The following is a 24,777-nucleotide window of genomic DNA, read 5'->3' on the forward strand; positions in this document are numbered from 1 at the left end:
ATCACGACGTGCAGTCGCCCGCGCTCCACGTGTCGTAGCGGGTGGTCCAGTCGAGGCAGAAGCCGCCGCTGCGCTGCTGCTGCCCCGGGGCCACCCCGGTCAGCGTCGGCACGTCCTCGCGCCAGAACCGGGCCGGGCCGCCGCCGGGCGGGCGCAGCTGGACGTTGTCCACCTTCACCGGCGGCACGTCGATCCGGCCCGGGCTCTTCGCGTCCGCGTGCACCTCGACGTACTGCTCGACGAACGCGGAGCCGCCGATCGGCAGCTTCTGCGCGGTGAGCAGGTTCCACCGGTTGTTCCACCACAGCCAGGCCTGCCAGACCCCGTCGGCGTCGGTGTGCAGGTCCAGCCAGACCGTGTCACCGGCCTTGATCGGGTACTGGTCGTAGAACTGCCAGGACTTGGTGTTCGTGTTGTAGGTGTAGATGTGCGGGCGCGCGGCCAGTTCCCAGCCGTTCTGCGCCCAGCCGGCCTCGAGCCACGCGATGTTCCCCTTGCCCATGTCCCGTTTCACCATGAACCGGCTGGCGACGAAGTCGTACGTGCCGTTCCGGATCGCGCCGTCCACCACGCCGAGCCGGCCGGAGACGCCGCTCCACTCGCCGGCTGTCCCGGCGCCGAGGTGGTGGTAGCCGCTCGGGGTGAGGCCGGGGGGCTTCACTTGTCGTACCGAAGACTCGAGGACCGCGGCCCGGCACGCACCTGGAGCGGACCGCGATGCCCGGACCGAGGGTGGCCGGCTGGAAGCCGGACCTGGAACACCGCAGACCGGAAGCCGATCAGGCCGTGCCGAGACCGCCGGGGCGGCTATCGCGCCGACGGCCAGCAACCCGATCAGGGCGCACCACCGTGCCATGCTCCGCCGCTTCACCATCTGGTCAACGTGAGGCGCGGATCAAACGTGACGGACCTGGGCTCGAGGAGGGGCCGGGCCGGTGCCAGACTGTGGGTCATGGCGTCCCGTGGGTTTCCCTATGCCGATCTGCAGAGCTTTCTCGCCGCCCTGGAATCCGCCGGTGAGCTGCGCCGGGTCACCGTGCCGGTGGATCCGACGCTGGAGATCAGCGAGGTGGTGACCCGCACGGTCCGCGCCGGTGGCCCGGCGCTGCTCTTCGAGAATCCGACGCGCGGCGAGATGCCCGTGGCGATCAACCTGTTCGGCACCGAGAAGCGGATGGCGATGGCGCTCGGCGTCGAGTCGCTCGACGAGATCGGCAACCGGATCGGCGCGCTGGCCAAGCCGGAGCTGCCGGTCGGCTGGTCCGGGATCCGCGAGGGCATCGCCAAGGTGCTGCAGCTCAAGTCGGTGCCGCCGAAGAAGGTGAAGGTCGCGCCGGTCCAGGAGATCGTGCTCAAGGGCGACCAGGTGGACCTGGGCCGGCTGCCCGGCCTGCAGGTCTGGCCCGGCGACGGCGGCATCTTCCACAACTTCGGGCTGACGCACACCAAGCACCCGGAGACCGGCAAGCGCAACCTCGGGCTCTACCGGCTGCAGCAGCACTCGAAGAACACGCTCGGCATGCACTGGCAGATCCACAAGGACTCCACCGCGCACCACGCGGTCGCCGAGCGGCTCGGGCAGCGCCTGCCGGTGGCGATCGCGATCGGCGCCGACCCGGTGGTCTGCTACGCGGCCAGCGCCCCGCTGCCCGGCGACATCGACGAATACCTGTTCGCCGGCTTCCTGCGCGGCGAGCGGGTCGAGATGGTCGACTGCCTGACCGTGCCGCTGCAGGTCCCGGCGAACGCCCAGGTGATCCTGGAGGGCTACCTGGAGCCCGGCGAGCGGCACCCGGAGGGACCGTTCGGCGACCACACCGGCTACTACACGCCGGTCGAGCCGTTCCCGGTGCTGCACATCGAGTGCATGACCATGCGCAAGGACCCGGTGTACCACTCGATCATCACGTCCCAGCCGCCGCAGGAGGACCACGGCCTGGGCAAGGCCACCGAGCGGATCTTCCTGCCGCTGGCCAAGATCCTGATCCCGGACATCGTCGACTACGACATGCCGGCCGCCGGGGTCTTTCACAACTGCCTGATCGTGTCGATCCGCAAGCGCTACCCGAAGCACGCGCAGAAGGTGATGAACGCCATCTGGGGCGCGCACCTGATGTCGCTCACCAAGCTGATCGTGGTGGTGGACGAGGACTGCAACGTGCACGACTACAACGAGGTGGCCTTCCGCGCCTTCGGCAACGTCGACTACGCGCGGGACCTGCTGCTCACCGAGGGCCCGGTGGATCACCTGGACCACTCGTCGTACCAGCAGTTCTGGGGTGGCAAGGCGGGCGTGGACGCGACCCGCAAGCTGCCCGCGGAGGGCTATACGCGAGGCTGGCCAGAAGAGATGATCATGGCGCCGGAAGTCGTCTCCCTGGTCGACAAGCGGTGGAAGGAATACGGGCTGTGACAGCTGTCGAGGAGAAGCCCGGGAAGGTCAAGTCCTTCCTGCGGCTCGTCATGATCGAGCACTCGGTCTTCGCGCTGCCGTTCGCGTACCTCTCCGCGCTGGTCGCCATCGACCGGGACGGCACCGGGCGGCACTGGCTGGACCTGGTGCTGGTCACCGTCGCGATGGTGTCCGGGCGGACGTTCGCGATGGCCGCCAACCGGATCCTGGACCGCAAGATCGACGCGCTGAACCCGCGTACCCAGAACCGGGAACTGGTCACCGGCGCGGTGAGCGTGCGGACCGCCTGGACCGGCGCCGCGGTCTCGCTCGTGATCCTGGTGCTCGCGGCCGGCCTGCTCAACCCGCTGTGCCTGGTCCTGTCGCCGCTCGCGGTGGTCCCGCTGGTCATTTATCCGTACGCGAAGCGGTTCACGAACTTCCCGCACTACGTGCTCGCGCTGGCACAGGCGGTCGCACCGGTCGGCGCCTGGCTGGCGATCACCGGTACGTTCAGCGGCTCCGGACCGGCCTGGGTGCTCGGCATCGCGGTCGGCCTGTGGATCGGTGGCTTCGACATCATCTACGCCTGCCAGGACGTCGAGGTGGACCGGCGGATCGGGGTGCACTCCACGCCGGCCCGGTTCGGTGTGCCGGTCGCCCTGCACATCTCCACCGTCACCCACGTGCTGACGTTCGGGTTCTTCGTCTGGTTCGGCCAGCTGGTCGGCCTCGGCTGGCTCTGGTGGATCGGGCTGGCGCTCACCGCGGGCGGCCTGATCTACCAGCACGTGGTGGTGACCCCGACCGACCTCTCCAAAGTCAACCGGGCGTTCTTCACCGCGAACGGCTTCATCGGGATCGCGCTGTTCGTCTTCGCGGTGCTCGACCTGAATCTGCTGTAACCCGTTCCGGCCCCGGCTCCGTCTAGTGATCGTGAGCGATAGAGAGGCCGAGTTCCGGGAGTTCGTGGCCGCGCAGATGGACTCGCTGCGCGGCCTCGCCTATCTCACGTGCGGCAACTGGCAGTCAGCCGAGGACGCGGTCCTCACCGTGCTGGCCCGGCTGTACGTGAAGTGGTCCCGGATCGACAACGTCGCGGGGTACGCCCGTGCCGCAGTGGTGCGGGCGGCGATCGACGAGACCCGCCGCCCGTGGTGGCGCCGCGAACGTTCAGGTGCTCACGACGTTCCGGAGCCGGTCGTGCCCGACCTGACGGGGGTGGTGCACGACCGGCTCGAACTCCGTGCCGCACTGCTCAAGGTGCCACCGCGGTACCGGGCGGTGCTGGTGCTGCGGTTCCTGGAGGGCCTGAGCGTGCAGCAGACGGCGGCCGCGCTGCAGTGCCCGGAAGGAACTGTGAAGGTCTACACGGCACGCGGCCTCGAAACGCTCCGGCGAGTCCTCGGCGTCGAACTGGAGGCGCGTCATGCAGCTGTCTGACCTGCTCGAAGCGGCCCGGGCGGACGCGCCGCCCGCGCGGTACGACGTCGATCACGTGGTCCGGGCCGGCCGCCGGCTGCGACGGCGCCGCCGGACCGCCTGGGTGGCCGGCGTGGCGCTCGCGGTGGCCGCGGTCATCGGCGTCCCGCAGTGGTTGCACGGACCGGACCGCCGCTCGGCGCCGGTGGTGCAGCCGGGCCCGGTCGTACCGTCGCTGGTGCCGTTCGACTACACCTTCACCGGCTATCGGGCCGGCCGCTTCACGGTCACCGACCCGCTGTCGCTGTCGCTGGGCTGGATGTTCGCGAAGATCACCGATGACGGGAGCAAGAAGCCGGGTTGTGCCGTCATGTGCCATCTCTCCATCGGGCTGCCCGGGGCTCCGCTGCCCGCCGGGATCACCGGGGAGCGGATTACCGCCGAGCCGATCAACGGCCGCCCGGCCTACTTCCTCGCTGACAAGGGCGGGATCCGCTATCTGATCTGGGACTACGCCGACGGCGCCTACGCACACGTGCAGGCGCCGGTACCGCTGGCCATGACCAAGGCGGAGATGCGGCAGATCGCCGAGGGGTTCCGGCCTGGCGCCGCGCGGGCCGCACATCTGGGGTTCCGGATGACCTACGTCCCCGCCGACTATCGGCTGACCAACGTCACCACGCCGGCCGGCAGCCCGTCAGCGCGGTTCGAGGTGGCCGAGGTGGCCGAGGCCCGGATGACCGCACCGACCCGGGTGCCGCCGGAGAGCCTCCGTACGAGTCACGCGACCCTGCTCATCAGCGTCATTCCGTTCCACAAGACGGACGGTTCCGGCCCCACGACGCCGGAGTGCACCACGCCGAAGATCGACGGGCCGAGTTGCCGGATGTTCGTGGGGGACGGCCGGACCATGGTGAACGTGATGACCACGGACGCCACGACGCTGCCGGTGGCCGAGCTGCGCAGGACCCTCGAGGGCATCACCGTGCTGGACCAGGATCAGCCCGGCACCTGGCCCCGGGTGAATGACGCCATACCCGCCGCAGCCCAGTTGACCGTGAACCGGTAGCACACTGGGAGCATGCGCGAACCTTGGATCATCGGTGTCTCCGGCGCCTCCGGCACGCCCTACGCCCGCGCGGTGCTCACCGCACTGCTGGACGCCGGCGAGTCGGTCGACCTGGTCGTCTCCCGGGCGGCCCGGCTCACCCTGCTGGACGAGACCGGTGCGACGATCCGGGATGCGCACTGGAAGGACGACGTCGGCGCCTGGCTGGGCCGTGACCTCGGTGACCTGGCCTACTGGCCGGCCGGTGATCTGGCAGCCGGACCGAGCAGCGGCTCATATCCGGCGAAGGGGATGGCGGTGGTGCCGGCCAGCACAGCGGCGTGTGCCGGCATCGCCATCGGACTCTCCAAGGACCTGCTTCAGCGGGCCGCGGAGGTCAATCTGAAGGAGCGCCGACGGACCGTGGTGGTGCCGCGGGAGACTCCGGTGACACGTAGTCACCTGGAACATCTGATCGCACTGCACGACGCTGGTGCGGTGGTGCTGCCTGCCAGCCCCGGTTTCTACGGGTCTGGAGCAGACGCCACCGCACAGCAACTCGTCGATTTCGTAGCTGGCAAAGTGTTGGACTCGCTGGGCGTAACACACACCCTGATGCGGCGATGGAACGGACGGCTCGGTGAGCGCTAGCGCAAACCGTTGGGCGGACCGAAACCCGTACCCGGGCTTGTCGGACCACTGTTACGCGGCTTGTTCGCCGCGTCGTCCTCGCGCATCTCCTCGATCACGCCGTCGCCCTCAAGGAGGGCCTTGACTTCGGATTCGCGGAATCGGCGGTGTCCACCAGGAGTACGGATGCTACCGATTCGCCCGGCTGCAGCCCAGCGCGTGACCGTTTTCGGATCGACGCGAAACAATGCGGCTACTTCGCCCGGCGTCAGCAGACGGTCTCCAGTGTCCACAACCCCCTCCTCGGTTCTGTTTTCTGGAGCGGCCGTGGTCACGGTGAGTGTCGGCTTGCTCGATCGGGACGTAAAGCCATTAGAGCACCGCCCCAGAACCAAGTCCGTGAAATGCGGAAAAAGCCCCGATTGCGACAACGATCATTATCCTGCCCCCCATTCGTCGCTACCGGGCGTGAGTGCCGACCGGCCACCCGTTTAGGGTTTCACACATGGACTCCATCGACCTCCGGCTGATCGACCTGCTCCGGGAGAACGCGCGCTCGTCGTACGCCGAGCTGGCGCGCAAGGTCGGGCTCTCCGCCCCCGCGGTGCACGAGCGAGTCGGTAAGCTCGAGGCCGCCGGCACCATCAGGGGTTACCGCGCCGACGTCGACCACGAAGCGGTCGGCCTCGGGGTCACCGCGCTGATCGGCATCGTCGAGGACTCCGGCGCGGACACCGACGACGTGCTCGCCGCGGTGCGCGCGATGCCCGAGGTGGAAAGTTGTTACTTCATGGCCGGAGTGGAGTCGTACCAACTGATCGTCCGGGTCGGCACGATCGCGGAACTGGAGCAGCTGATTGTCCGGATCAACCGAACCCCCGGCGTCGCCTCCACCCGCACTGCCATCGCCCTCTCCACCAAGTGGGAGAACCGCCCGCAGCCCGGGGTCGGCTGAGTTGACGATCTCCGTGGAGCGCTGCGACGACAGCGCCCGGGACTGGGCCCGCAACGCGATCGCTCTGGTCGAGGCGGACGCCAACCGGTCCGCCGACACCCACCTGCTGCCGTTCCCGCTGCCGGCCGCCTGGGGCATCGACCTGTACCTCAAGGACGAGTCCTCGCACCCGACCGGTTCGCTCAAGCACCGCCTGGCCCGGTCGCTCTTCCTGTACGCCCTGTGCAACGGCTGGATCGGCCCGCAGACCACCGTCGTGGAAGCGTCCTCCGGCTCGACCGCGGTGAGCGAGGCGTACTTCGCCCGGATGCTCGGCCTGCCGTTCATCGCGGTGATGCCGGCCAGCACCTCGCCGGAGAAGATCTCGCTGATCGAGTTCCAGGGTGGACGGTGCCACCTGGTGACCGACGGGACCACCGTGGTGGCCGAGGCCCAGCGTCTCGCCGCGGACCTCGGTGGTCACTTCATGGATCAGTTCACCCACGCCGAGCGGGCCACCGACTGGCGCGGCAACAACAACATCGCCGAGTCGATCCACCTCCAGCTCGCCATGGAACGCCACCCGGTGCCGACCTGGATCGTTGTCGGCGCCGGCACCGGCGGCACCAGCGCCACCATCGGCCGATACGCCCGCTACCGCCGTTTCCCCACCAAGGTCTGCGTTGTCGACCCGGAAGGCTCGGCGTTCTGGCAGGCTTACGTCGCCGCCGACTGGACCGTGGTGACCGGGAAGGGTTCCCGGATCGAGGGCATCGGCCGTCCCCGGGTGGAGCCGTCCTTCCTGCCCGCGGTCGTCGACCGGATGGTGCAGGTGCCGGACGCCGCGTCGCTCGCCGCGATGCGGGCCGGCTCGGCGATCCTGGGCCGGCGCCTCGGCGGGTCCACCGGGACCAACCTGTGGGGCGCGTTCGGGCTGATCGCCGAGATGCTGGCGGCCGGGCGCACCGGATCGGTGGTCACGCTGATCTGTGACGGCGGCGAACGGTACGCGGACACCTACTACTCCGACCGGTGGGTGAGCGATCAGGGACTGGTCCTGGCACCGCACACCACGACGATCGAGGCGTTCCTGCGGGACGGCGTCTGGCCGGACTAGGCCTGCATCGACGGTCCGTGATTAGATCCGGCCGTGGAAGATCCCTCACGTTCGGCCGTGCCGGAGCCCCAGGCCGTTTGGCAGCCTCCGGTCGTGCCCCGGCCCCGGGAATCCCCGGACCCTTCCTACGGCCCGCCGCCGGCCCACTGGGGCCCGCCGCCGCCCGCTCCGTGGGGCGCCCCGCCCGCCCCGCCGGCGCCCGCTCCCTGGGGTCCTCCACCCTTTCCGCCTATTCCGCCGGCCCCCCAGCGCAACTGGAAGCCGGCCGTCTTCGCCACCCTGGCCGCTGTGATCCTGGCCGCCGGCGCCGGCGCCGCGGTGCTCTGGCCGGCCCGCGACGAGCCCGCGAAGGCCGACGCCGCCACGGCGCCGGCCCGCCCGGCCACCCCGTTCGAGCTGGTCGCCGAGCGGCTGCAGAAGCAGGCCGAGGCGCTCACCAAGGGCGACGAGAAGGCCTGGCTGGCCTTCGTCGACCCGGCGAAGAAGACGCTTGTCACCCGGTACCGGACGATGTTCCGGAACCTGCGGACGCTGGAGATCAGCCACGCCGAGTTCCACGCCGACAAGCTGGAGGGGACCACCGCGACCAAGGTGGTGACCCAGGCCGCGCTCGGCTACTGCTTCTCCGGTGTGGCCTGCCCGGACTGGCGCAAGAACTACGACGAGGGCCCGGCCAAGGTCACCTACCGGCTGACGTTCCAGCAGGTCCGTGGCCAGTGGGTGATCACCGAGCTGAACGACCAGGCCGGCGTCGAGAACAACTACCTGCAGCCGGCGCCGTGGGACAACCGGGCGCTGACCTTCGTGAAGGGCAAGCGGGTCATCGTGGCCGGCCCGAGCAGCCAGGCCAAGCAGCTCAAGCAGGTGCTCGCGCTGGCCGAGAAGGCCGCCAAGGTGGCCGACCGCTACGCCGGGTACGTGAACAACCCGCAGCGCCGGTACCGGGTCTACGTCGCCGACGAGAAGGGCTGGAAGAACTGGTACGGCGGCATCAAGGAGAAGTGGGTGATCGGCTACGAGATGCCGCTCAACTCGACCGGCGGCGACATCGTGCTGCGCGCCAAGTCCAGCGCCGACCGGGGCCAGCTCGCGGTGACCATCCAGCACGAGCTCGCGCACGTGGTCACCCTGGCCGGCGGGACCTGGGAGACCACCGACGACCAGTGGCTGGTCGAGGGGGTGGCCGAGTACATCGGCGCGCTGCCTCGCAAGCCGCAGGACACCGGCAACCACGACGTGCTCACCGAGGCGTTCCAGCGGCGCGGGATGCCGAAGAGCATCGCGGTGCCGTCCCTGGCCGACAACGCGGACGATCTGACGGTGAACACGCTCTACGCGATGGGGCACTACGCGACCGCGTGCATGGCCGCCAAGTTCGGTGATCGCAAGCTGCTCCAGTTCACCAACCTGGTGCTGCGCGAGGCGAAGAAGCCCGACGAGGCGTCTCGTACGGCGTACGGAAAGCCGTTCGCCACCGTCGACAAGGCCTGCCTCAGCTGGATCCGCGACCGAGTGTGATCATTCGGGCGAGTCCCGGGTAATCGGTGACGAAGCCGTCGTCGTCGACCGTCAGGTCGGCGGCGAACGTCTCGCTGGCGAAGCGGACCCGGTTCTCGCCGAGCGGGGTGTAGATCTGGTCCGCCTGCACCACCTCGAGGCTCGGCACCAGCACCCACGCCACGCTCACCCGGTGCGAGACGCCGACCTCCCCGGTCAGCAGCGCGCGCCGGCGGATCGGCAGCGTGTTCGTCAGCGGCGACCCGCTCAGATCGACGTCGAACACTCCGTAGAGCAGGTCCGGGTCCTCGATCCCGGGCAGCCCGGCCCGCGCGTGCCCCGCGTTCACCAGGGCCGCGTCGAGATCGCCCTGCTCGGACGTTGTCACCCGCCACCGCCCGGCGGCCAGCTCCAGCCGCACCCCGCGCGCCCAGCCGGCACCTTCGGACCGCACGTCCAGCCGCACCGTCGCCCAGCTCGGATCCGTCTGGATCTCGTAGTGACAGGCGAACTCCACAGGCTCGGCGGCCAGCACGGTTCCCCGGGCATAAAGCCCGTTCTGCGCATCCAGCCGCACATGCTCACAACCTGGGACATCCCGGCGTTCCCAGAACAACCCTGCTGACAACACGCCCATACCGGCAAGCTACCCGGGTTTCCGGCCGAGAGAGCCAACGCGGCGCAGGATTCCGCGCCAGGAGGTCGTCGCGTCCGATTTTCATAAGGTACGACGGCCCCGCCGCGCCCTGTGGACAAGCCTGTGGAAAAGCCCCGCCTCGCAGGTGCGAGACGGGGCTTTCGTTAAAGCTGGGTCAATCAGTGACTGCGGGCCGGACGCGCCGAGTTGAAGCGGGCCGGGCCACCCTCACGACGCTCGGTACGGGGCCGCTCGCCGGTCCGCGGTGCCGGACGGTCGGCGAAGTGCCGCTCGCCACCACCGGTGCTGGCGGTGCGCTCGCCCCGCGGGCGGTCACCGAAAGCCGGACGGTCACCGAAGGCCGGACGGTCGGTACGGGCCGGACGGTCACCGAAACGGCTCGCGCCGCCACGGTCGCCGCCGAAGCTCCCACCGGAACGCTCGCCGCTGAAGCCACCACGGTCGCCGGCCGGACGGTCGCCCGCCGGACGGTCGCCACGGTAGCCGCCACTGCTGCTGGCCGGACGGTCGCCGTAGCCACCACGGTCGCCCGCCGGGCGGTCGCCACGGTAGCCACCACTGCTCGGCCGGTCGCCGTAACCGCCACGGTCACCGGCGGGCCGGTCACCGCGGTAGCCACCGCTGGTGGGCCGGTCGCCGTACCGGGGCCGGTCACTGCCGCCGCCACCGAAGCGACGACCGCCACCGGACCGCTCACGACGCTGCTCCGGCTCCTCCACCACGGGGATGCCGGACGGCTGACGGGCACCGGTGACCTCGGCGAGCTTCTCGTCGCCGACCCGGACGCGGACCTCGGACGGGGAGACGCCCGCCTTGGTCATCATCGCCTGGGTGGTACGGCGCTGCTTCGGGAGCACCAGCGTCACGACCGCGCCGGACTCGCCGGCCCGAGCGGTACGACCCGCGCGGTGCAGGTAGTCCTTCGGGTCCTTCGGCGGGTCCACGTGCACGACCAGGGAGACCCCGTCGACGTGGATGCCACGCGCCGCCACGTCCGTGGCGACCAGCACGTTCGAGCGGCCTTCCTTGAACTCGGCAAGCGTGCGGGTACGAACCCGCTGGGTCTTGCCGCCGTGCAGGGCGCCGGCCCGGACACCGACCGCGTGCAGCTGCTCGACCAGCCGGTCGACGCCCATCTGGGTGCGGGCGAAGACGATGGTCTTGCCCTCCCGGTTGGCGATCGACGCGGTGATCGGGAACTTCTCGGCCGGCGGGATCAGCAGCAGGTGGTGATCCATCGTGGAGACGCTGGCCTCGGCCGGCGCGGTGGAGTGGGTCACCGGGTCGTGCATGAAGCGCCGCACCAGCGAGTCGACGTCACCGTCGAGCGTCGCCGAGAACAGCAGCCGCTGAGCGTGCTCCGGGGTCTTCGCGAGCAGCTCGGTGACCTCGGGCAGGAAGCCCATGTCGGCCATCTGGTCGGCCTCGTCCAGCACGGTGATCTCGACGTCGTCGAGCTTGCACGCGCCCCGCTCGATCAGGTCGGCGAGCCGGCCCGGAGTCGCCACGATGACCTCGACGCCGCGGCGCAGAGCATCCATCTGACGGTCGTACGGAACGCCGCCGACGGCGGTCTTCAGGAAGACGCCGACGGCCCGGCCGACCGGCATCAGCGAGTCGGCGACCTGCATCGCCAGCTCGCGGGTCGGCACCATGATCAGGGCCTTGGGGTAGTGCGGGCGGGCCTTGCCGCTGGCGGCGACACGGGTCAGCACCGGCAGACCGAAGGCGAGCGTCTTGCCGGAGCCGGTCTGGCCGCGGCCCAGGACGTCGCGGCCGGCCAGAGCATCCGGCACGGTGGCGGCCTGGATCTCGAACGGGGTGGTGATGCCCTCACGGGTGAGGACGCGCACGATCTCGGCAGGAACACCCAGGTCGGCGAAGCTGATGACCGTCTCGGCGGGAGCCTCGGCCTCATCGGCGGGAGTCTCGACCGCGGCGGTCGCGGTGGCGGTCTCGGTGACGGCGGCCTCAGTGGCGGCGGTCTCCGTGACGGCGGCCTCGGTCGTGTCGACCGTGGCGGTGTCGGTGTCGTTGGTGCCGTTCTCGAATACGGACGGGAACGTGCTGGAATCAGCGAAAGTGGTCAAGAGAACCTCTCTACGGGGGCGCATGCTCGCGAATGGCCCGCCGCGGTGGTTGTGAACCGCCCGCTGAATTGCCCGCAAGAACGCCCGTGGCGTGCTCCGGATGGGCACGCCGCGTCAACATCTGCCATGAGTGTACGTGTGAACGCTTGCCACACCGACCGCATTCCGGTCTGGTAGTGGGCAGGCTCACCTCAGCGCACAACCTCGCCAGCTTAGAGCAGGCGCCCCCGGACGGCAAATACCCCGGGGGGAGGACACGAACGCTTGCTTTTTTACTTGCCCGTGAGCATGTCAGTGAAGCTGCTCCCCACGGTGAACACGAAAACCAGACTCACGGTGACGAGCACGCCGAGGACGATCAGCATGGCCAGGATCACCTTCAAGTTTCCGCGTCGCTGCTCCACCGGCGCGTCGTACCACCCCTGAGCCAGGATGTGCCCGGTGAGCGAGCCGGAGTTCTCCGCGGGGTTGCTCACCGGCATGGTCATGTCGATCGCCGGGTAGCCGCCGGTGCTGTAGAGCGTGCCGGGCGCCATCGGCCCGCCGTGTTCCGGCTGACCGGCCGGTGTCGGCTGCCGGGCCTGGCCGTACTGGCCGGCCTGACCCTGGCCGCGCTGCCCGGGCACGGCGCCCGGCATCGAGACCACGTTGACCGGCATCGTCGCGTCGATGTTCGCCGACGCCAGGTTCACCGGCATGGTCATGTCACTGTTCGCGCCGGCCAGGTGTACCGGCATGGTGCGGTCGCTGCCCCCGGCGAGGTTGACCGGCATGGTCATGTCGCTGTTGTTCGCGGCACCACCGGGCGCGGCGCTGGTGTTCGAGGCGGAGAACGGCATGGTCATATCGGCGAGGTTGACCGGCTGGGTCAAGTCGCCGTTGCCCGGCGCGGGTGGAAAGCCAGAGGTGCCGTAGGACATGGGCGGAAGGACTCCCGTCGGGCCGCCGCCGTCGGGCGGCATCGTGTACGAGGGCAGGCCGTTCCCGATCGCCGGCGGCGGCGGGAAAACCGGACTCGGGCCGGGTGGCGCGGGCACCGGGGACGGCCCGGGGCCGGGCGGCACCGGGCTGGGACCCGGCATCGGCGGCACCGGTGAGGGACCGGGGCCAGGGGGAACGGGGCTCGGCGGGTACGGGTCCGGGACGGGGCCAGGAGGAAACGGCGCCGGCGACGGGGTGGGGAAGGGACCGGGCTGTGGGCCGGGGAACGGTCCGGGTGGCGGTGTGATCGGTTCCGGACGGGCCGGCTCGACGGGTTTCGGCTCGCTGGGCCGGGGCGGCGCGGGGACCGGCCGGGGGTGGCTCGGCTCGGCGGGCTTGGGCTCGGTCGGCTTGGGCTCGGTCGGCTTGGGCTCGGCGGGCTCGGGGTCCGCGGGCTTCGGGTCAGCCGGTTCCGGCGTCGGCTCGCTGGGCTCCGGGTCAGCCGGCGTCGGCTCGCTGAGCTTGGAGCCGGCCAGGACCGAGGTCGGCTCGGAGCCGGCCAGGACCGAGGTCGGCTCGGAGCCTTCCAGGACCGAGGTCGGCTCACCGGGCTGCGCGTCGGCCAGGACCGTTGTCGGGTCGCTGGGCGCCGGGGCGGCCGGGGCGGGCGTCGGGTCGCTGGGCTTCGGGTCGGCGGCGGCGCCGTAGACGGTCGACGACTGCCGCTGCGCGCCGTTCGAAGCCGCACCCGGCACGCTGGCCCGTGCCGCGCCCGCGCTCGGCACCGCCGAGATCGGCCGCGCGGAGCCACCATTGCCCCGCGACGAGCCGAAGTCCGCCGCGGGAGTGCCGGAGACCGGGCCAGGAGCCCCGGAGACCGGCGCGGCCGAGACCGGCGCGGCCGAGACCGGCGCGGCCGAGACCGGGGCAGGAGCGGCGGAGACCGGCGCGGCGGAGACCGGGGCAGGAGCGGCGGAGACCGGCGCGGCGGCCGCCCACAGCGCGCCCGGAGGCGGTGGCGGCGGCGGTGCGAAACCCTCGGCCTCGTCGGCGGGCGGCCGGCCGGGCGGCGGCGAGGAGTTCGCGCCGTCCCTGGTCGCCTGCTGCTCGTCCATGGGTCCTCCCGACCGCCGCTGCCGACGGCTTTTGGACGTCGGTCGCTGACCTTAACCGTGCCACATCAGTCGGTGTGAACGCATCCGGCATTGACCCGAAAAACCCTACGACGGCGCTGCCTGAAGGGTCGATGACCGGTTCGGATGGTTTTCCGGACGCCTTGTCACTGGATTTCCGGACTGGAGGTGGGTGCCGGCAACGTGCCCTAGTCGGAGGAGGTTGAAACCGAGGCCGCGGTGCTCGTCTCGGCATCGTCCGACTTGGTCGCGTCAGCCGTCTTCGAGGTGGTCTGCGCGGCGCTCGCCGAGGTGGTGGTGGCCTCCGGCGCCGAGGTCGTCGTCTCGACCGGGTCGGGCGTCTTCGACGGCGTGGCCGACGGGGTGCTCGACGGCGTGGTGGCCGACGGCTGGGTCGACGGCGTGGTGGTCGACGGGTTGGCGCTGGGGCTCGAGCTGGAACCGCTCGGCTTGGGCGTCGGCGACGTGGTGACCGGCGGCTTGCTCGTCGAGGAGGTTGACGGGCTCGGCGTCTTGGTGGTGGCCGACGGCTTCGGCGTAGCGGTCTTGGTCGGGGTGCCGGTGGCCGGCTCCTCCGCGTCGGGCGAGCCGAGCGGCACCTCGCTGGCCCCGCCCTCGACCGAGCCGAAGACCCGGGTGGCCTGGAACAGGCGGCTCCACCGGACCGGGACGAGACGCACGTTCAGCCCGGTGCGCGGGGCCTCGACCATCATGCCGTCGCCGGCGTACATGGCCACGTGGTGGATGCCGGTCCAGCTGTTGGAGTAGCTGAAGAACAGCAGGTCACCGGGGAGCAGGGAATACCGGTCGACGACCTTGTTGCGGGTCTGCCAGTACTGGTCGCGGGAGACGCGGACCAGCGGGAAGTTCACCGTGTGGTAAGCCGCGTACATCAGGCCGGAGCAGTCGAACTGGTCCGGGCCCTCCTCGGACCACACATACGGGTCGCCGCGCTGGGCCAGCGCGTACTGCAGCGCCTGGACCGCCCGCGGGTCGGCACCCTGACCGTTCGTCGAGCCGGACAGGTAATCCGTGCCGAGCGCCTGGTCGGCCGCGCTCGCCGCGCTCTCGGCGGCGGTCAGCTCGGCGCGGTGCGCGTTCTCCAGCTTCTGCTGGGCGGCCTGCTTCCGGATGAGCTGGGCGTTCATCTTCGTGTACTGCGCGGCCAGGTCGTTCCACTTGGCGGTGGTGGTGATCTGCTCGTCGAGCGCGATCTGCGTGCCGATCTGCGCGGCCTCGAGCCGGCTGGCCGATGAGTCGTCGGTCGGGGTCTCGCCGCGCTGCAGGCGGGCCAACTGGTCCAGGCCGAGCAGGCCGGAGTCGAGCGCTCCCGGCGGGGCGGCGGCGGCCTGCTGCATCGCCAGGCCGGCGGCGGCGACCGCGTCGGTCTGCGCGTCACCGAGGTTGGTCTGCGCGTCGGTGACCTTCTGCAGCGCCGTGGTGACCTGGGTCTGCGCGAGGTCGCGCTCGGCCTTCAGCTTGAGCAGCTGGTCGCCGAGCTGGTCGACCGCGATGCGACCCTTCTCGATCTGCTGCAGGACCGGGCTCGTGGCGGAGCCGGGGATCGCGGAGGTGGTGGTCGTGCTGATCGGGGTGCCGGGCAGCACCAGGGTGCCGAGCGCGGTGGGGCGCGAGCCGGCGTCGGGCACACCCGCGGCGATCACCTGGCCGCCGGCCGGCAGGCCCGGAGCGGTCGGCTGGCCACCCACCGGAGTGGTCACCTGACCACCGGCTGGCACGGTCGGCGCGGCCATCGCCGGGATCGGCTGGAACAGTGCGGCGAGTGTGGCGGCGGCGGCCGCCGAGTACATGACGGGGCGGAGTCGCGCCTGCACGGATCGTGATGTTACTGATCCGTACCGCAGTGCCTTCGACATGAGCTCCCCATCCGCGACGGCCGGCGACCATCGCTAGTCGTTCCTAAAGGTTCATACCGCAGGCGGAGCACCGCTGTCGATCGAAAGAAGATGAAAGGACCCTGAGAATTTCTCGACTTACCCGGGTGCGGAGATTTTCTACCTGGTGAGAGCGATCTGCCGCACGGTGTGGCGTGACACCTCGCCGCCTGTCGCCGTACTGGTTGTCAGAGCCGGGACGTAGTCTCGACGGCGACGACGGGAAAGGGGCGCACATGGATGCCGGACTGAAGCGTGACCTCGAGGCGAAGGTCTACGCGGGCGAGCGGCTCAGCCGTGAGGACGGCATCGCGCTCTACGAGAGTGACGACCTGACCTGGCTCGGCCGGTTGGCTCATCACAAGCGCACCGAGATGAACGGTGACCGGGTGATGTTCAACGTCAACCGCCACCTGAACCTGACGAACGTCTGCTCGGCCAGTTGTGCGTACTGCTCCTTCCAGCGCAAGCCGGGCGAGAAGGACGCGTACACGATGCGCATCGACGAGGCGGTCGCCAAGGCCAAGGAGATGGAGGACGAGCAGCTCACCGAGCTGCACATCGTCAACGGCCTGCACCCGTCCCTGCCCTGGCGCTATTACCCCAAGGTGCTGCGCGAGCTGAAAGCCGCGCTGCCGAACGTCAAGCTCAAGTGCTTCACCGCCACCGAGGTGCAGTGGTTCGAGAAGATCAGCGGCCTTCCGGCCAGCGAGATCCTCGACGAGCTGATGGACGCCGGGCTGGAGTCGCTGACCGGCGGCGGCGCCGAGATCTTCGACTGGGAGGTCCGGCAGCACATCGTCGACCACAACTGCCACTGGGAAGACTGGTCGCGCATCCACCGGCTGGCCCACGAAAAGGGCATGAAGACGCCGGCCACGATGCTCTACGGCCACATCGAGGAGCCCCGGCACCGGGTCGACCACGTGATGCGCCTGCGCGAGCTGCAGGACGAGACCGGTGGCTTCGCGGTCTTCATCCCGCTGCGCTACCAGCACGACTTCGTCGACTCCCAGGACGGCAAGGTCCGCAACCGGATCCAGGAACGCACCACGATGGCGGCACCGGCCGAGTCGTTGAAGACGTTCGCGGTCTCCCGGCTGATGTTCGACAACGTGCCGCACCTGAAGAACTTCTGGGTCATGCACGGCCTGTCGGTGGCGCAGCTGTCGCTCAACTTCGGCGCCGACGACCTGGACGGCTCGGTGGTCGAATACAAGATCACCCACGACGCCGACTCGTACGGCACGCCCAGCACCATGCACCGCGACGACCTGCTCAACCTCATCTGGGACGCCGGTTTCCAGCCGGTCGAGCGCAACACGCGTTACGAGGTCGTCCGGGAGTACGAGAAGCCGATCAGCCTGGCCGAGCGGCGCAGCGAGCCGCAGAAGGTCTGGGCCTAGGGTGTTCTGATGACCCAGCAGCCGAGCACAGGCCGTGGACTGCGGCGCGAACCCGTACCAGTGGCGAGCGTCGGCGACATGCTCGGCGCGGCGTTCGCCGGCCTGGTCGTCGGGATCGCGGTGGTGCTGGTCCTGGAGGGCATCCTGGCCCTGACCGGCGCCGCCGACTTCGGCGAGACGAACGGCTGGCTGATCGTGATCCTGCCGGTCTGGCTGTTCATCGAGCAGTTCCGGGCCGAGGGCTACGGTGCCGACCGGGTGGTCGTGGCGCTGCTCGGCATCGGGTTCGGCGCGGCCCTCGGGATGACCGTCGCCGGTCTGCTCGCCGACTACACCCCGAACCTGGTGAGCGGCGGGTCCGGCGCGGTGACCGGTACGGTCGTGTACTGCTTCGTCTGGTTCTACGGCCTGCGCTGGCTTCGTCAGCGGTCCGGCTGAGGGAGATAAATCATGAGTCCCGCCATCAAATACACGTTGGGCCGGCTCGGCCTGTTCGTGGTGGTGTTCGCCGCGCTCTTTCCGCTGCCGCTGAACATCCTGGTCAAAGCGATGATCGCGTTCGTCGCCTCGGCCGGTTTCTCGTTCATCCTGCTGCGCAAGTGGCGCAACGAGATGGCCGAGCACCTCGGCTCGGTGGTCGAGCGCCGCACCGCGGAGAAGCAGCGCCTGCGCTCCGCCCTGGCCGGCGACGACGACGCCGTCGCAGCCGGTGACCGCGTCGCCGCCGCCGACGCCTCGACCCCTGCGCCGACAGAAGAGAAGACGGCGCCGACAGAAGTGAAGACGACGCAGGCAGAGAAGACGGCGCCGGCAGAAGTGAAGACGGTGCCGGCAGGGGAGAAGACGGCGTTGGCAGAGGAGAAGACGGCCACGGCCGCCGGGAGCACGGACACTGACGTGGCCGCTGCCACCGGTGAGCTGAAGTCCGAGACCAAGAGCGACGCCGGCAAGTAGTCCGGGGACCTCATGAAACGCGCGCTTCTCGCCGCCGCCACCGCGGCGGCCCTGCTGCTCACCGGGTGCGGTGGCGACAAGGATTCCGGGACGCCCAGCACCCGGCCGTCGGCGGGGGAGAGCTTCACGGCCGGGGCGCTGACCCTCGAGCAGCGCCCCGAGAAGATCGTCTCGCTGAGCCCGGTGGCCACCGAGATGCTCTTCGCGATCGGCGCCGGTCCGCAGGTCACCGCAGTCGACGACCAGTCGAACTACCCGGCCGACGCGCCCCGGACCGACCTCTCCGGCTTCAAGCCGAACGCCGAGGCGATCGCGGCCAAGGATCCCGACCTGGTGGTGCTCTCCGACGACGCCGACCAGATCGTCGCCCAGCTCGGCAAGCTGAAGATCCCGGTGTTCCGGACCCCGGCGGCCACCTCCCTGACCGATACGTATCTCGAGATCAAGGACCTGGGCTCGCTGACCGGGCACAGCGGCGAGGCCGTCCAGGTCACCTCGGCGATGCAGACCGGCATCGAGCAGATCGTGGCGTCGGTGCCGGCCCGGGCAAAACCGGTCAGCTACTTCTACGAGCTCGGCCCTGAGCTGTACTCGGCCACCTCGAAGACGTTCATCGGCAGCGTCTTCCAGCTGTTCGGGATGACTAACGTGGCCGACGCCGCCGACGCGGACGGCAGCAAGGGCGGGTACCCGCAACTCTCCGCGGAGAGCCTCGTCGCGTCGAACCCGGACACCGTCTTCCTGGCCGACACCAAGTGCTGCCAGCAGTCCGCCGCGACGGTCACGGCGCGTAAGGGCTGGGCGTCGATCACGGCGGTGCGCACGGGCCAGATCTATCCGCTCGACGATGACATCGCGTCGCGCTGGGGCCCCCGTACCGTCGATCTGGTCCAAGCCGTGGCCGACGCGGTCCGCAAGGTTCCGGCTTCATGAGGCCGGCCGGGCTGCGCCCGGCCTGGTTCGCGGGTGGCGTGCTGGCCGTGCTGGTCGCGGTCACCGCCGGCCTCGCCTTCGGCTCGGTCCCGCTGCCGCCCGGCGGTGTCGCGGTCGAGCTGCTCAACCTGATTCCCGGGGTCCGCCTGCACAGCGGTCTCACCGAGCGTGAGGTCGCGATCCTGCTCGAACTGCGCCTGCCCCGGGTGGTGCTCGGCCTGGTGGTCGGCGCGATGCTGTCCCTGGCCGGCGCCGCCTACCAGGGTGCGTTCCGCAATCCGCTCGCCGATCCGCACCTGCTCGGCGTCGCCGCCGGCGCCGGGCTCGGCGTGACCGCGGTGATCGTGCTGCGGCCGGCCACGGACGCGGCGGCCGGGCTGCCGATCGGGGTGCCACTTGCCGCTTTTGTCGGCGCCCTGGTCGCGGTCGCACTGACCTGGGTGCTGGGTGCGGCCGGTGGGCGGGATCGGTCACCGTCGGCGCTGATCCTGGCCGGGGTCGCGGTCTCCGCGTTCCTCGCCGCGATGCAGACCTACCTGCTGCAACGGCACGTCGAGTCGCTGCGCGAGGTGTACTCCTGGCTGCTCGGCCGGCTGGGCACCGCGGGCTGGCACGACGTGCTGGTGGTGCTGCCGTACACGGTGGTGACCGCGGTGATCGTGCTGGCTCAGCGCCGCGAGCTGGACGTGCTCACGGTCGGCGACGAGGAGGCGTCAAGTCTCGGCCTGCATCCGCAGCGCAGCCGCTACCTGCTGATCGTGGCCGCGTCGCTGGGCACCGCGGCGGCCGTCTCGGTCTCCGGCCTGATCGGGTTCGTCGGCATCATCGTTCCGCACACGTTGCGGATGCTGACCGGGCCGAGCTACCGCTCGCTGCTGCCGCTGTCGGTGCTCTTCGGCGCGGCGTTCCTGGCCCTGACCGACCTGCTGGCCCGGGTGGCGGGCGGCGCGGCGGAGATCCCGATCGGTGTGGTCACGGCGTTTCTCGGCGCGCCGTTCTTCATCCTGGTGCTGCGCACCAGCCGGTCGCTGACGACATGACGTCCGCTCCCGGTCCGCTCTGCTCCGAGCCGACTTCTTCCGGTACGGCGGCGGGCCCGGCCATCGAGGTCACCGATCTGACCGTACGACTGGACAGCGCCCTGATCGTCGACGCCGTCCACCTGACCGTCGCCGAGGGCGAGTGGGTGACCGTGATCGGCCCGAACGGCGCCGGCAAGTCCACCGCCCTGCGCGCCGTCGCGGGGCTCCTGCCGTTCCGCGGGTCGGTCCACCTGCACGGCCGCCCGGTCGACCGGCTGCACCGCCGGGATCGGGCCAAGGCGGTCGCGGTGGTCGTCCAGAACCCGGTCGTCCCACCCGCGATGACCGTTTTCGACTATGTGCTGCTGGGGCGTACCCCGTACGTTCCGGCGCTCGGCCGGGAGTCGGCCGCGGACCTCGCCGCCGTCGAGGCGGAGGTGACCGCCCTCGACCTGGTCCCGTTCGCCGGCCGCCGGCTGGACACCCTCTCCGGTGGCGAGCGGCAGCGGGTGTTCCTGGCCCGGGCGCTCGCCCAGGGCGCCCGGATCCTGCTGCTCGACGAGCCGACGAGCGCCCTGGACATCGGTCACCAGCAGGAGGTGCTCGAGCTGATCGACCGGCTGCGCGCCGAGCGGGGCCTGACCGTGCTCGCCACCATGCACGACCTCTCCACGGCCGGCGAGTACGCGGACCGGATGGTGCTGCTGGCCGGCGGCCGGGTGGTCGCGGCCGGCACCCCCGTCGAGGTGCTCACCGAGGCGAACCTGGCCGAGCACTACCGCGTCCGGGTCCGGGTGATCCCCGGCGACCACGGCCCCCTGATCGTCGCCGTCCGCTCCTGACCCACGGTCTCCGGCTGGTCCTCAGAACTACCTCACGGCGCGGTGAGGCAGCCCTGAGGACCAGCCGGGAAACCGCTACCGGCGGCCGGCGAGGATGGCGAAGGTGCCGCCCTGCGGGTCGGTGAGCACCGCGTAGCGTCCGATCGAGATCGTGGTCGGCGGTTGCACGATCCGCCCGCCCAGCGCGAACGCGTGCTCGGCCGCCACGTCACAGTCCCCGACCGCGAGGTAGACCAGCCAGTACGGCGGCACGTCGTCCGCCCAGCCCTCGCCGACCATCGGCTGGATCCCGGCGACCGGCTGGCGCAGGTTGTCACAGAGCAGGTACGGCAGCCCGCCCACCTGCGCCTCCCGGAACGTCCACCCGAACACCGCGCCGTAGAAGTTCCGCGCCCCGTCCAGATCCCGGGTGTTCAGCTCGTTCCAGGTGAGCGCGCCGGGCACGTCGAACACCTCGGCGCCGCGCATCATGCCGGCCTCCCAGACGCTGAACGGCGCGCCCGACGGGTCCAGGAAAGCGGCCATCCGCCCCTGATCCATCACGTCGAACGGCGCCACCAGCACCTTGCCGCCGGCCGCCTCCACCCGGGCGGCGACCAGGTCGGCGTCGTCGGTCGCCAGATACGTGCTCCACGCGGTCGGTTGTCCCTCGCCGAACAGCGGACCGGCGCCGGCCACTGGCAGCCCATTGAGGAGAAAGGTGGTATATCCCCCGAAGTCATCGCCGGACACCTCAGCGGTCCAGCCGAACAGACTCGAGTAGAACCGGACAGCGGCGTCGAGGTCCGACGTCGCCAGATCCACCCAGTTGGGAACTCCAGGCGAGGGAACGGTCATAGCCGCATGGTCGCATCCGGACACCATCGCCAGAACGAAACTGTCAGTCTTCTAGCCGAACCGGCGTCGCTCTGCGCACATCGCGACGACCTAAGGTAACCGTCGTGGGAGAGCTGATCTTGCGAGTGGCCGAGAAGTCCGAGCTGGCCGCGGTGCTGGCGTTCTGGCAGGGTGCGGCGGAGAACGACGGCCGGCCGGTGGACACCGCCGCGGCGGTGCAGGCGCTGGTCACGCGGGATCCGGAGGCGTTGATCCTGGCCGTCGACGGTGCCGAGATCGTGGGCACGATCATTGCCGGGTGGGACGGCTGGCGGTGTCATCTGTACCGGCTCGCGGTCGCGCCGCGGCACCGCCGGGCCGGGGTCGGCGGCCGGCTGATCACCGCGGCCGAGGAGCGTTTCCGCAGCCTGGGCGGCACCCGCGCGGACGCCATGGTGCTCGACGCGAACGCGGGCGCGCACGGCATCTGGGCCCGGCACGGCTATCACCCGCAGGCCGAGTGGTCCCGCTGGGTGAAGCCGCTGGTCTGACCGTCGGCCACCGCGGGTCCACAAGGTGAGATGGAGACGCAACAGAAAAAGCTTCCGGACGGGCCTTCGAACGGCGAAGATGCTCGATCGTGGATGACCTCCTGGTGGCGCTGGCCGGTAACACTGCCCTGCCGCCCGCCCTGGTCGACCGCCTGATCGGGCTGGCCGACGAGGAGCTTGCGCGCGACCTCGCCTACCGCTCCGACCTGACGCCCGCCCAGGTGCGCGTTCTCGCCACCCGATTCGAGGGCGCCGCCATCGTGCTGGCCCGCGAAGGCCGCCTCTCCGCCGAGGACTTCAGCGACAACGGGCCAGGTACCGCAGGCGGGACCGCCGCCACCTGGACGTACGTCGAACTGGCCCTGCTCAACGAAGGCCGCGGCCGGCCGGAGTGGGCGAGGCGGCTCACCGCCGAGCCGAGTTCGGAGATCCGGCAGGAACTGGCCGCCTGCCCGGGCCTGCCGGCGGACGTCGTCGCCGCGCTGGCCGCCGACCCGGACCCGGAAGTGGTCGCCGAGCTGGCCCTGCACACCACGGATCCGGAGCTGCTGGGCCGGCTGGCCGCGCACCGGCACGCCGAGGTCCGGGTGATGGTCGCGGTGAACCGGGCCACCCCGCCGGCCAGCCTGGCCGCGCTGGTCGCCAACGAGCCGCCGCCGGAGGCGTGCCTGGTCTGCGAGCGGGAACCGATCCCGTTTGTGCACGACCCGCACTGCCTGCGGACCGACTGCACGCTGCCGCCCGGCGCGGCCTGCGACGGCAGCCACGAATCCACTATCCACAGGATCCGGCGGCAGGCTGTGGATAACTTGGCGACGCCGGTATCCGCGCTGGTCAGGTTCGCGGAGGATCCGTCGACGTTCCTGCGGTGGGCGTTCGCGGCGCGGCCGGATCTGCCGGTCGAGGCCGCTGAGCGGCTCGCCGACGACCCGATTTCCGGGGTACGCGGTGACCTCGCCGAGAACCCCGCCCTGCCGGTCGCCCTGCTCCGCCGGATGGCCGGTGATCAGACGCACGAGGTGCGGCGCAGGCTCGCCCACAACCCGGTGGTGCCACTGGACGTGCTCGCCGAGCTGGCCGGGACCACCAGGATCGGGCCGACCCTGCTGCCCCGGGTCGCCACCGCGACCGACGAGGAGCTCCGGCAACTGGCGGCGAGTGCCAACCCGGAGGTGCGGATGCTGCTCGCGGTCCGCCGTGACCTGCCCGCGGCCGTACGGGACGGGCTGGCCGGTGACCCGGACGCGAAAGTGGTCGCCGCGGTGGCCGGGCATCCGGGACTGAGCGCGGCGCGGCTGGCCGCGATGGTGGCGGCTCATGGCGTACGCGTGATAGGTCGTGTCGCCGCGAACCAGGACGCGACAGCGGACCTGCTCCTCGATCTGGCCCGGCGCGAGCCGCGGGTGCCGAAGGCCCTGCGCGAGATCGCCCGGCACCCGCACGCCGGCGCGGCGGCCCTGGAGCACTGCCTCGCCGACGCGCAGGCCCGGCCGATCGCCGCCGGTCATCCGGCGCTGCCACCGGACCGCGTCGCGGCGCTGCTCACCGACGCGGACCCGCAGGTGGCCGAGTCGGCGGCCGGCAATCCAGCGCTACCGGTCGCCGAGATGGCCCGCCTGATCGACGCCGCGGTCAGCGACCCAGTGCGGTGAGCGCGGCCCGGAGCTGCGGGATCGGGTCCGGCCCGAGCGGGCGCAGCACGATCGTCGCGGCGCCGGCCTCGGCCAGCGCCTGCACCTTGCCGGCCACCTGACCGACCGGCCCGATCAGCGAGAAGATCTCCTCGGGCGGCACGCCCAGCCAGCTCGCCTGGCCCTCGACCATCGGGCCGGTCACCCGCGCGGCGTCCGCCGGATCGTCGTTGACGTGCAGGTATGTGAAGACGATCAGCTCGTGCTCGTCGGTCGCGCCACCCTTGCGGATGTGCCCGAGCGCGTCGGTCAGCTGGGCCGGGCTGTTGCCCTCGGCGAGTATTGTCCCGTCCGCGACCCGGCCGGACAGCTCCAGCGAGCGCGGCTTCACCACGCCGGTGACGATCGGCGGGACCACCGCCGGCGGGTGCACCAGGCGTACGCCGTCGATGCACACCTCGCGGCCCTGCAGGGTGACCGTCTCGCCGCGCAGCAGCCCCTGCACCACGATGATCGTCTCTTCGAGCAGGGCCAGCTTGGACTTCGCCTCCAGGCCGAGCTGGCGCATCCACTCGGCGACGCCGTGTCCGAGACCGGCCACCAGGCGACCGGGGTAGACCCGGGCCAGCATGGCCAGTTCCATGGCGAGCAGGGCCGGGCTGCGCAGCGGGGCCGGGGTGATGCCGATGCCGACCCGGATCCGGGACGTGGCGGCCAGGGCCAGCGCGGCCGTACTGATCGACCCGGCCCAGCCCAGGTCCTCGACGACCCAGAGGTCGTCGGCGCCGGCCTCCTCCGCGGCGACGGCGAAGGCTTGCAGGTCTTCGGGGGACAGGTCGCGGTCGAACAACACTCCGATGCGGGACATCAGCCGATGTTAAGCCG

At 70.8% G+C, this 24,777-nt stretch carries 24 protein-coding genes; 16 read left to right on the forward strand and 8 right to left on the reverse strand.

Annotated elements, in window-relative coordinates; genetic code table 11:
* Position 1: 1 nt before the first annotated feature.
* Positions 2 to 661 (reverse strand): hypothetical protein, encoded by a 660-nt coding sequence (locus tag Apa02nite_RS18595; RefSeq protein ID WP_203826126.1) that lies wholly within the window; start codon positions 659 to 661, stop codon positions 2 to 4.
* 291 nt (positions 662 to 952) lie between these two features.
* Here Apa02nite_RS18595 and Apa02nite_RS18600 point away from each other — a divergent pair, with 291 nt between their 5' ends.
* The 5 genes from Apa02nite_RS18600 to Apa02nite_RS18620 are packed head-to-tail and all read left to right on the forward strand — an operon-like array spanning position 953 to position 5,513.
* Positions 953 to 2,413, forward strand: coding sequence for a menaquinone biosynthesis decarboxylase (locus tag Apa02nite_RS18600; RefSeq protein ID WP_203826127.1), 1,461 nt, complete (start codon positions 953 to 955; stop codon positions 2,411 to 2,413).
* Positions 2,410 to 3,297, forward strand: a complete 888-nt coding sequence (mqnP, locus tag Apa02nite_RS18605; protein WP_083971110.1) for a menaquinone biosynthesis prenyltransferase MqnP — start codon at positions 2,410 to 2,412, stop codon at positions 3,295 to 3,297. Before Apa02nite_RS18600 ends, mqnP begins: the two co-directional genes overlap by 4 nt.
* Positions 3,298 to 3,328: 31 nt before the next feature.
* Positions 3,329 to 3,835 (forward strand): sigma-70 family RNA polymerase sigma factor, encoded by a 507-nt coding sequence (locus tag Apa02nite_RS18610; protein WP_203826128.1) that lies wholly within the window; start codon positions 3,329 to 3,331, stop codon positions 3,833 to 3,835.
* On the forward strand, positions 3,822 to 4,883 hold the full coding sequence (locus Apa02nite_RS18615) for a hypothetical protein (RefSeq protein ID WP_203826129.1): 1,062 nt from the start codon (positions 3,822 to 3,824) through the stop codon (positions 4,881 to 4,883). The genes Apa02nite_RS18610 and Apa02nite_RS18615 overlap by 14 nt, the downstream gene beginning before the upstream one ends.
* A gap of 12 nt (positions 4,884 to 4,895) precedes the next feature.
* A complete protein-coding gene (locus Apa02nite_RS18620; protein ID WP_203826130.1) occupies positions 4,896 to 5,513 on the forward strand; it encodes a UbiX family flavin prenyltransferase in 618 nt (205 codons plus the stop codon).
* On the opposite strand, the gene Apa02nite_RS18625 is transcribed toward Apa02nite_RS18620, so the two are convergent.
* Positions 5,510 to 5,785, reverse strand: coding sequence for a BldC family transcriptional regulator (locus tag Apa02nite_RS18625; protein ID WP_083971111.1), 276 nt, complete (start codon positions 5,783 to 5,785; stop codon positions 5,510 to 5,512). The two genes, Apa02nite_RS18620 and Apa02nite_RS18625, sit on opposite strands and share 4 nt — an antisense overlap.
* A gap of 212 nt (positions 5,786 to 5,997) precedes the next feature.
* On the opposite strand from Apa02nite_RS18625, the gene Apa02nite_RS18630 reads away from it, so the two are divergent.
* From Apa02nite_RS18630 to Apa02nite_RS18640, 3 genes are all read left to right on the forward strand, one after another.
* Positions 5,998 to 6,447, forward strand: coding sequence for an Lrp/AsnC family transcriptional regulator (locus Apa02nite_RS18630; protein WP_014687391.1), 450 nt, complete (start codon positions 5,998 to 6,000; stop codon positions 6,445 to 6,447).
* Position 6,448: 1 nt separating this feature from the next.
* On the forward strand, positions 6,449 to 7,543 hold the full coding sequence (gene cds1 / locus Apa02nite_RS18635; RefSeq protein WP_275412487.1) for an L-cysteine desulfhydrase Cds1: 1,095 nt from the start codon (positions 6,449 to 6,451) through the stop codon (positions 7,541 to 7,543).
* A 288-nt stretch (positions 7,544 to 7,831) separates the two neighbouring features.
* Positions 7,832 to 9,061, forward strand: a complete 1,230-nt coding sequence (locus tag Apa02nite_RS18640) for a M1 aminopeptidase family protein (RefSeq protein ID WP_203826131.1) — start codon at positions 7,832 to 7,834, stop codon at positions 9,059 to 9,061.
* Here Apa02nite_RS18640 and Apa02nite_RS18645 read toward each other — a convergent pair.
* The 4 genes from Apa02nite_RS18645 to Apa02nite_RS18660 all read right to left on the reverse strand — a co-directional run bounded on the left by Apa02nite_RS18645 (position 9,036) and on the right by Apa02nite_RS18660 (position 15,677).
* Positions 9,036 to 9,677, reverse strand: coding sequence for a putative glycolipid-binding domain-containing protein (locus Apa02nite_RS18645; protein ID WP_203826132.1), 642 nt, complete (start codon positions 9,675 to 9,677; stop codon positions 9,036 to 9,038). The two genes, Apa02nite_RS18640 and Apa02nite_RS18645, sit on opposite strands and share 26 nt — an antisense overlap.
* Before the next feature lie 179 nt (positions 9,678 to 9,856).
* Positions 9,857 to 11,788, reverse strand: a complete 1,932-nt coding sequence (locus Apa02nite_RS18650; RefSeq protein WP_239164393.1) for a DEAD/DEAH box helicase — start codon at positions 11,786 to 11,788, stop codon at positions 9,857 to 9,859.
* Between the two features lie 272 nt (positions 11,789 to 12,060).
* The gene (locus Apa02nite_RS51925) at positions 12,061 to 13,824 is read right to left on the reverse strand and encodes a hypothetical protein (protein ID WP_203826133.1); all 1,764 of its coding nucleotides are present in this window, start codon (positions 13,822 to 13,824) and stop codon (positions 12,061 to 12,063) included.
* Positions 13,825 to 14,030: 206 nt separating this feature from the next.
* Positions 14,031 to 15,677 carry a C40 family peptidase gene (locus tag Apa02nite_RS18660; protein ID WP_239164394.1) on the reverse strand — a complete coding sequence of 549 codons (1,647 nt, stop codon included), beginning with the start codon at positions 15,675 to 15,677 and terminating at the stop codon, positions 14,031 to 14,033.
* Positions 15,678 to 15,973: 296 nt separating this feature from the next.
* Between Apa02nite_RS18660 and mqnE the strand changes: the two genes are divergently transcribed.
* The 6 genes from mqnE to Apa02nite_RS18690 are packed head-to-tail and all read left to right on the forward strand — an operon-like array spanning position 15,974 to position 20,894.
* Positions 15,974 to 17,143 (forward strand): aminofutalosine synthase MqnE, encoded by a 1,170-nt coding sequence (gene mqnE, locus Apa02nite_RS18665; protein ID WP_203826135.1) that lies wholly within the window; start codon positions 15,974 to 15,976, stop codon positions 17,141 to 17,143.
* Between the two features lie 9 nt (positions 17,144 to 17,152).
* On the forward strand, positions 17,153 to 17,581 hold the full coding sequence (locus tag Apa02nite_RS18670) for a hypothetical protein (RefSeq protein WP_067687767.1): 429 nt from the start codon (positions 17,153 to 17,155) through the stop codon (positions 17,579 to 17,581).
* 12 nt (positions 17,582 to 17,593) lie between these two features.
* A complete protein-coding gene (locus Apa02nite_RS52355; RefSeq protein ID WP_203826136.1) occupies positions 17,594 to 18,097 on the forward strand; it encodes a DUF4229 domain-containing protein in 504 nt (167 codons plus the stop codon).
* 12 nt (positions 18,098 to 18,109) lie between these two features.
* Positions 18,110 to 19,030 carry an ABC transporter substrate-binding protein gene (locus tag Apa02nite_RS18680; RefSeq protein WP_203826137.1) on the forward strand — a complete coding sequence of 307 codons (921 nt, stop codon included), beginning with the start codon at positions 18,110 to 18,112 and terminating at the stop codon, positions 19,028 to 19,030.
* A complete protein-coding gene (locus Apa02nite_RS18685; protein WP_203826138.1) occupies positions 19,027 to 20,070 on the forward strand; it encodes a FecCD family ABC transporter permease in 1,044 nt (347 codons plus the stop codon). Before Apa02nite_RS18680 ends, Apa02nite_RS18685 begins: the two co-directional genes overlap by 4 nt.
* On the forward strand, positions 20,067 to 20,894 hold the full coding sequence (locus Apa02nite_RS18690; RefSeq protein WP_203826139.1) for an ABC transporter ATP-binding protein: 828 nt from the start codon (positions 20,067 to 20,069) through the stop codon (positions 20,892 to 20,894). The genes Apa02nite_RS18685 and Apa02nite_RS18690 overlap by 4 nt, the downstream gene beginning before the upstream one ends.
* Before the next feature lie 75 nt (positions 20,895 to 20,969).
* Here Apa02nite_RS18690 and Apa02nite_RS18695 read toward each other — a convergent pair whose 3' ends face one another.
* Entirely contained in the window at positions 20,970 to 21,731 is a 762-nt protein-coding gene (locus tag Apa02nite_RS18695) for a VOC family protein (RefSeq protein ID WP_203826140.1), read from the reverse strand.
* Positions 21,732 to 21,835: 104 nt separating this feature from the next.
* On the opposite strand from Apa02nite_RS18695, the gene Apa02nite_RS18700 reads away from it, so the two are divergent.
* Together Apa02nite_RS18700 and Apa02nite_RS18705 are read left to right on the forward strand one after the other, a co-directional pair.
* The gene (locus tag Apa02nite_RS18700) at positions 21,836 to 22,261 is read left to right on the forward strand and encodes a GNAT family N-acetyltransferase (RefSeq protein WP_203826141.1); all 426 of its coding nucleotides are present in this window, start codon (positions 21,836 to 21,838) and stop codon (positions 22,259 to 22,261) included.
* A gap of 89 nt (positions 22,262 to 22,350) precedes the next feature.
* Positions 22,351 to 23,913: a hypothetical protein gene (locus Apa02nite_RS18705; protein WP_203826142.1), complete on the forward strand. Its 1,563-nt coding sequence runs from the start codon at positions 22,351 to 22,353 to the stop codon at positions 23,911 to 23,913.
* On the opposite strand, the gene Apa02nite_RS18710 is transcribed toward Apa02nite_RS18705, so the two are convergent.
* Positions 23,894 to 24,760, reverse strand: a complete 867-nt coding sequence (locus tag Apa02nite_RS18710; protein WP_067687780.1) for an LLM class flavin-dependent oxidoreductase — start codon at positions 24,758 to 24,760, stop codon at positions 23,894 to 23,896. The genes Apa02nite_RS18705 and Apa02nite_RS18710 overlap by 20 nt on opposite strands.
* Positions 24,761 to 24,777: the final 17 nt, after the last annotated feature.

It is taken from the genome of Actinoplanes palleronii, from assembly GCF_016862315.1.
Taxonomy (GTDB): domain Bacteria; phylum Actinomycetota; class Actinomycetes; order Mycobacteriales; family Micromonosporaceae; genus Actinoplanes; species Actinoplanes palleronii.

Coding starts and splice junctions, on each gene's coding strand:
- Apa02nite_RS18630 (WP_014687391.1), top strand. CDS start 5,998: ATGGACTCCATCGACCTCCGGCTGATCGACCTGCTCCGGGAGAACGCG.
- Apa02nite_RS18620 (WP_203826130.1), top strand. CDS start 4,896: ATGCGCGAACCTTGGATCATCGGTGTCTCCGGCGCCTCCGGCACGCCC.
- Apa02nite_RS51925 (WP_203826133.1), bottom strand. CDS start 13,824: ATGGACGAGCAGCAGGCGACCAGGGACGGCGCGAACTCCTCGCCGCCG.
- Apa02nite_RS18645 (WP_203826132.1), bottom strand. CDS start 9,677: ATGGGCGTGTTGTCAGCAGGGTTGTTCTGGGAACGCCGGGATGTCCCA.
- Apa02nite_RS18615 (WP_203826129.1), top strand. CDS start 3,822: ATGCAGCTGTCTGACCTGCTCGAAGCGGCCCGGGCGGACGCGCCGCCC.
- Apa02nite_RS18680 (WP_203826137.1), top strand. CDS start 18,110: ATGAAACGCGCGCTTCTCGCCGCCGCCACCGCGGCGGCCCTGCTGCTC.
- Apa02nite_RS18600 (WP_203826127.1), top strand. CDS start 953: ATGGCGTCCCGTGGGTTTCCCTATGCCGATCTGCAGAGCTTTCTCGCC.
- Apa02nite_RS18695 (WP_203826140.1), bottom strand. CDS start 21,731: ATGACCGTTCCCTCGCCTGGAGTTCCCAACTGGGTGGATCTGGCGACG.
- Apa02nite_RS18690 (WP_203826139.1), top strand. CDS start 20,067: ATGACGTCCGCTCCCGGTCCGCTCTGCTCCGAGCCGACTTCTTCCGGT.
- Apa02nite_RS52355 (WP_203826136.1), top strand. CDS start 17,594: ATGAGTCCCGCCATCAAATACACGTTGGGCCGGCTCGGCCTGTTCGTG.
- Apa02nite_RS18685 (WP_203826138.1), top strand. CDS start 19,027: ATGAGGCCGGCCGGGCTGCGCCCGGCCTGGTTCGCGGGTGGCGTGCTG.
- mqnE (WP_203826135.1), top strand. CDS start 15,974: ATGGATGCCGGACTGAAGCGTGACCTCGAGGCGAAGGTCTACGCGGGC.
- Apa02nite_RS18670 (WP_067687767.1), top strand. CDS start 17,153: ATGACCCAGCAGCCGAGCACAGGCCGTGGACTGCGGCGCGAACCCGTA.
- Apa02nite_RS18710 (WP_067687780.1), bottom strand. CDS start 24,760: ATGTCCCGCATCGGAGTGTTGTTCGACCGCGACCTGTCCCCCGAAGAC.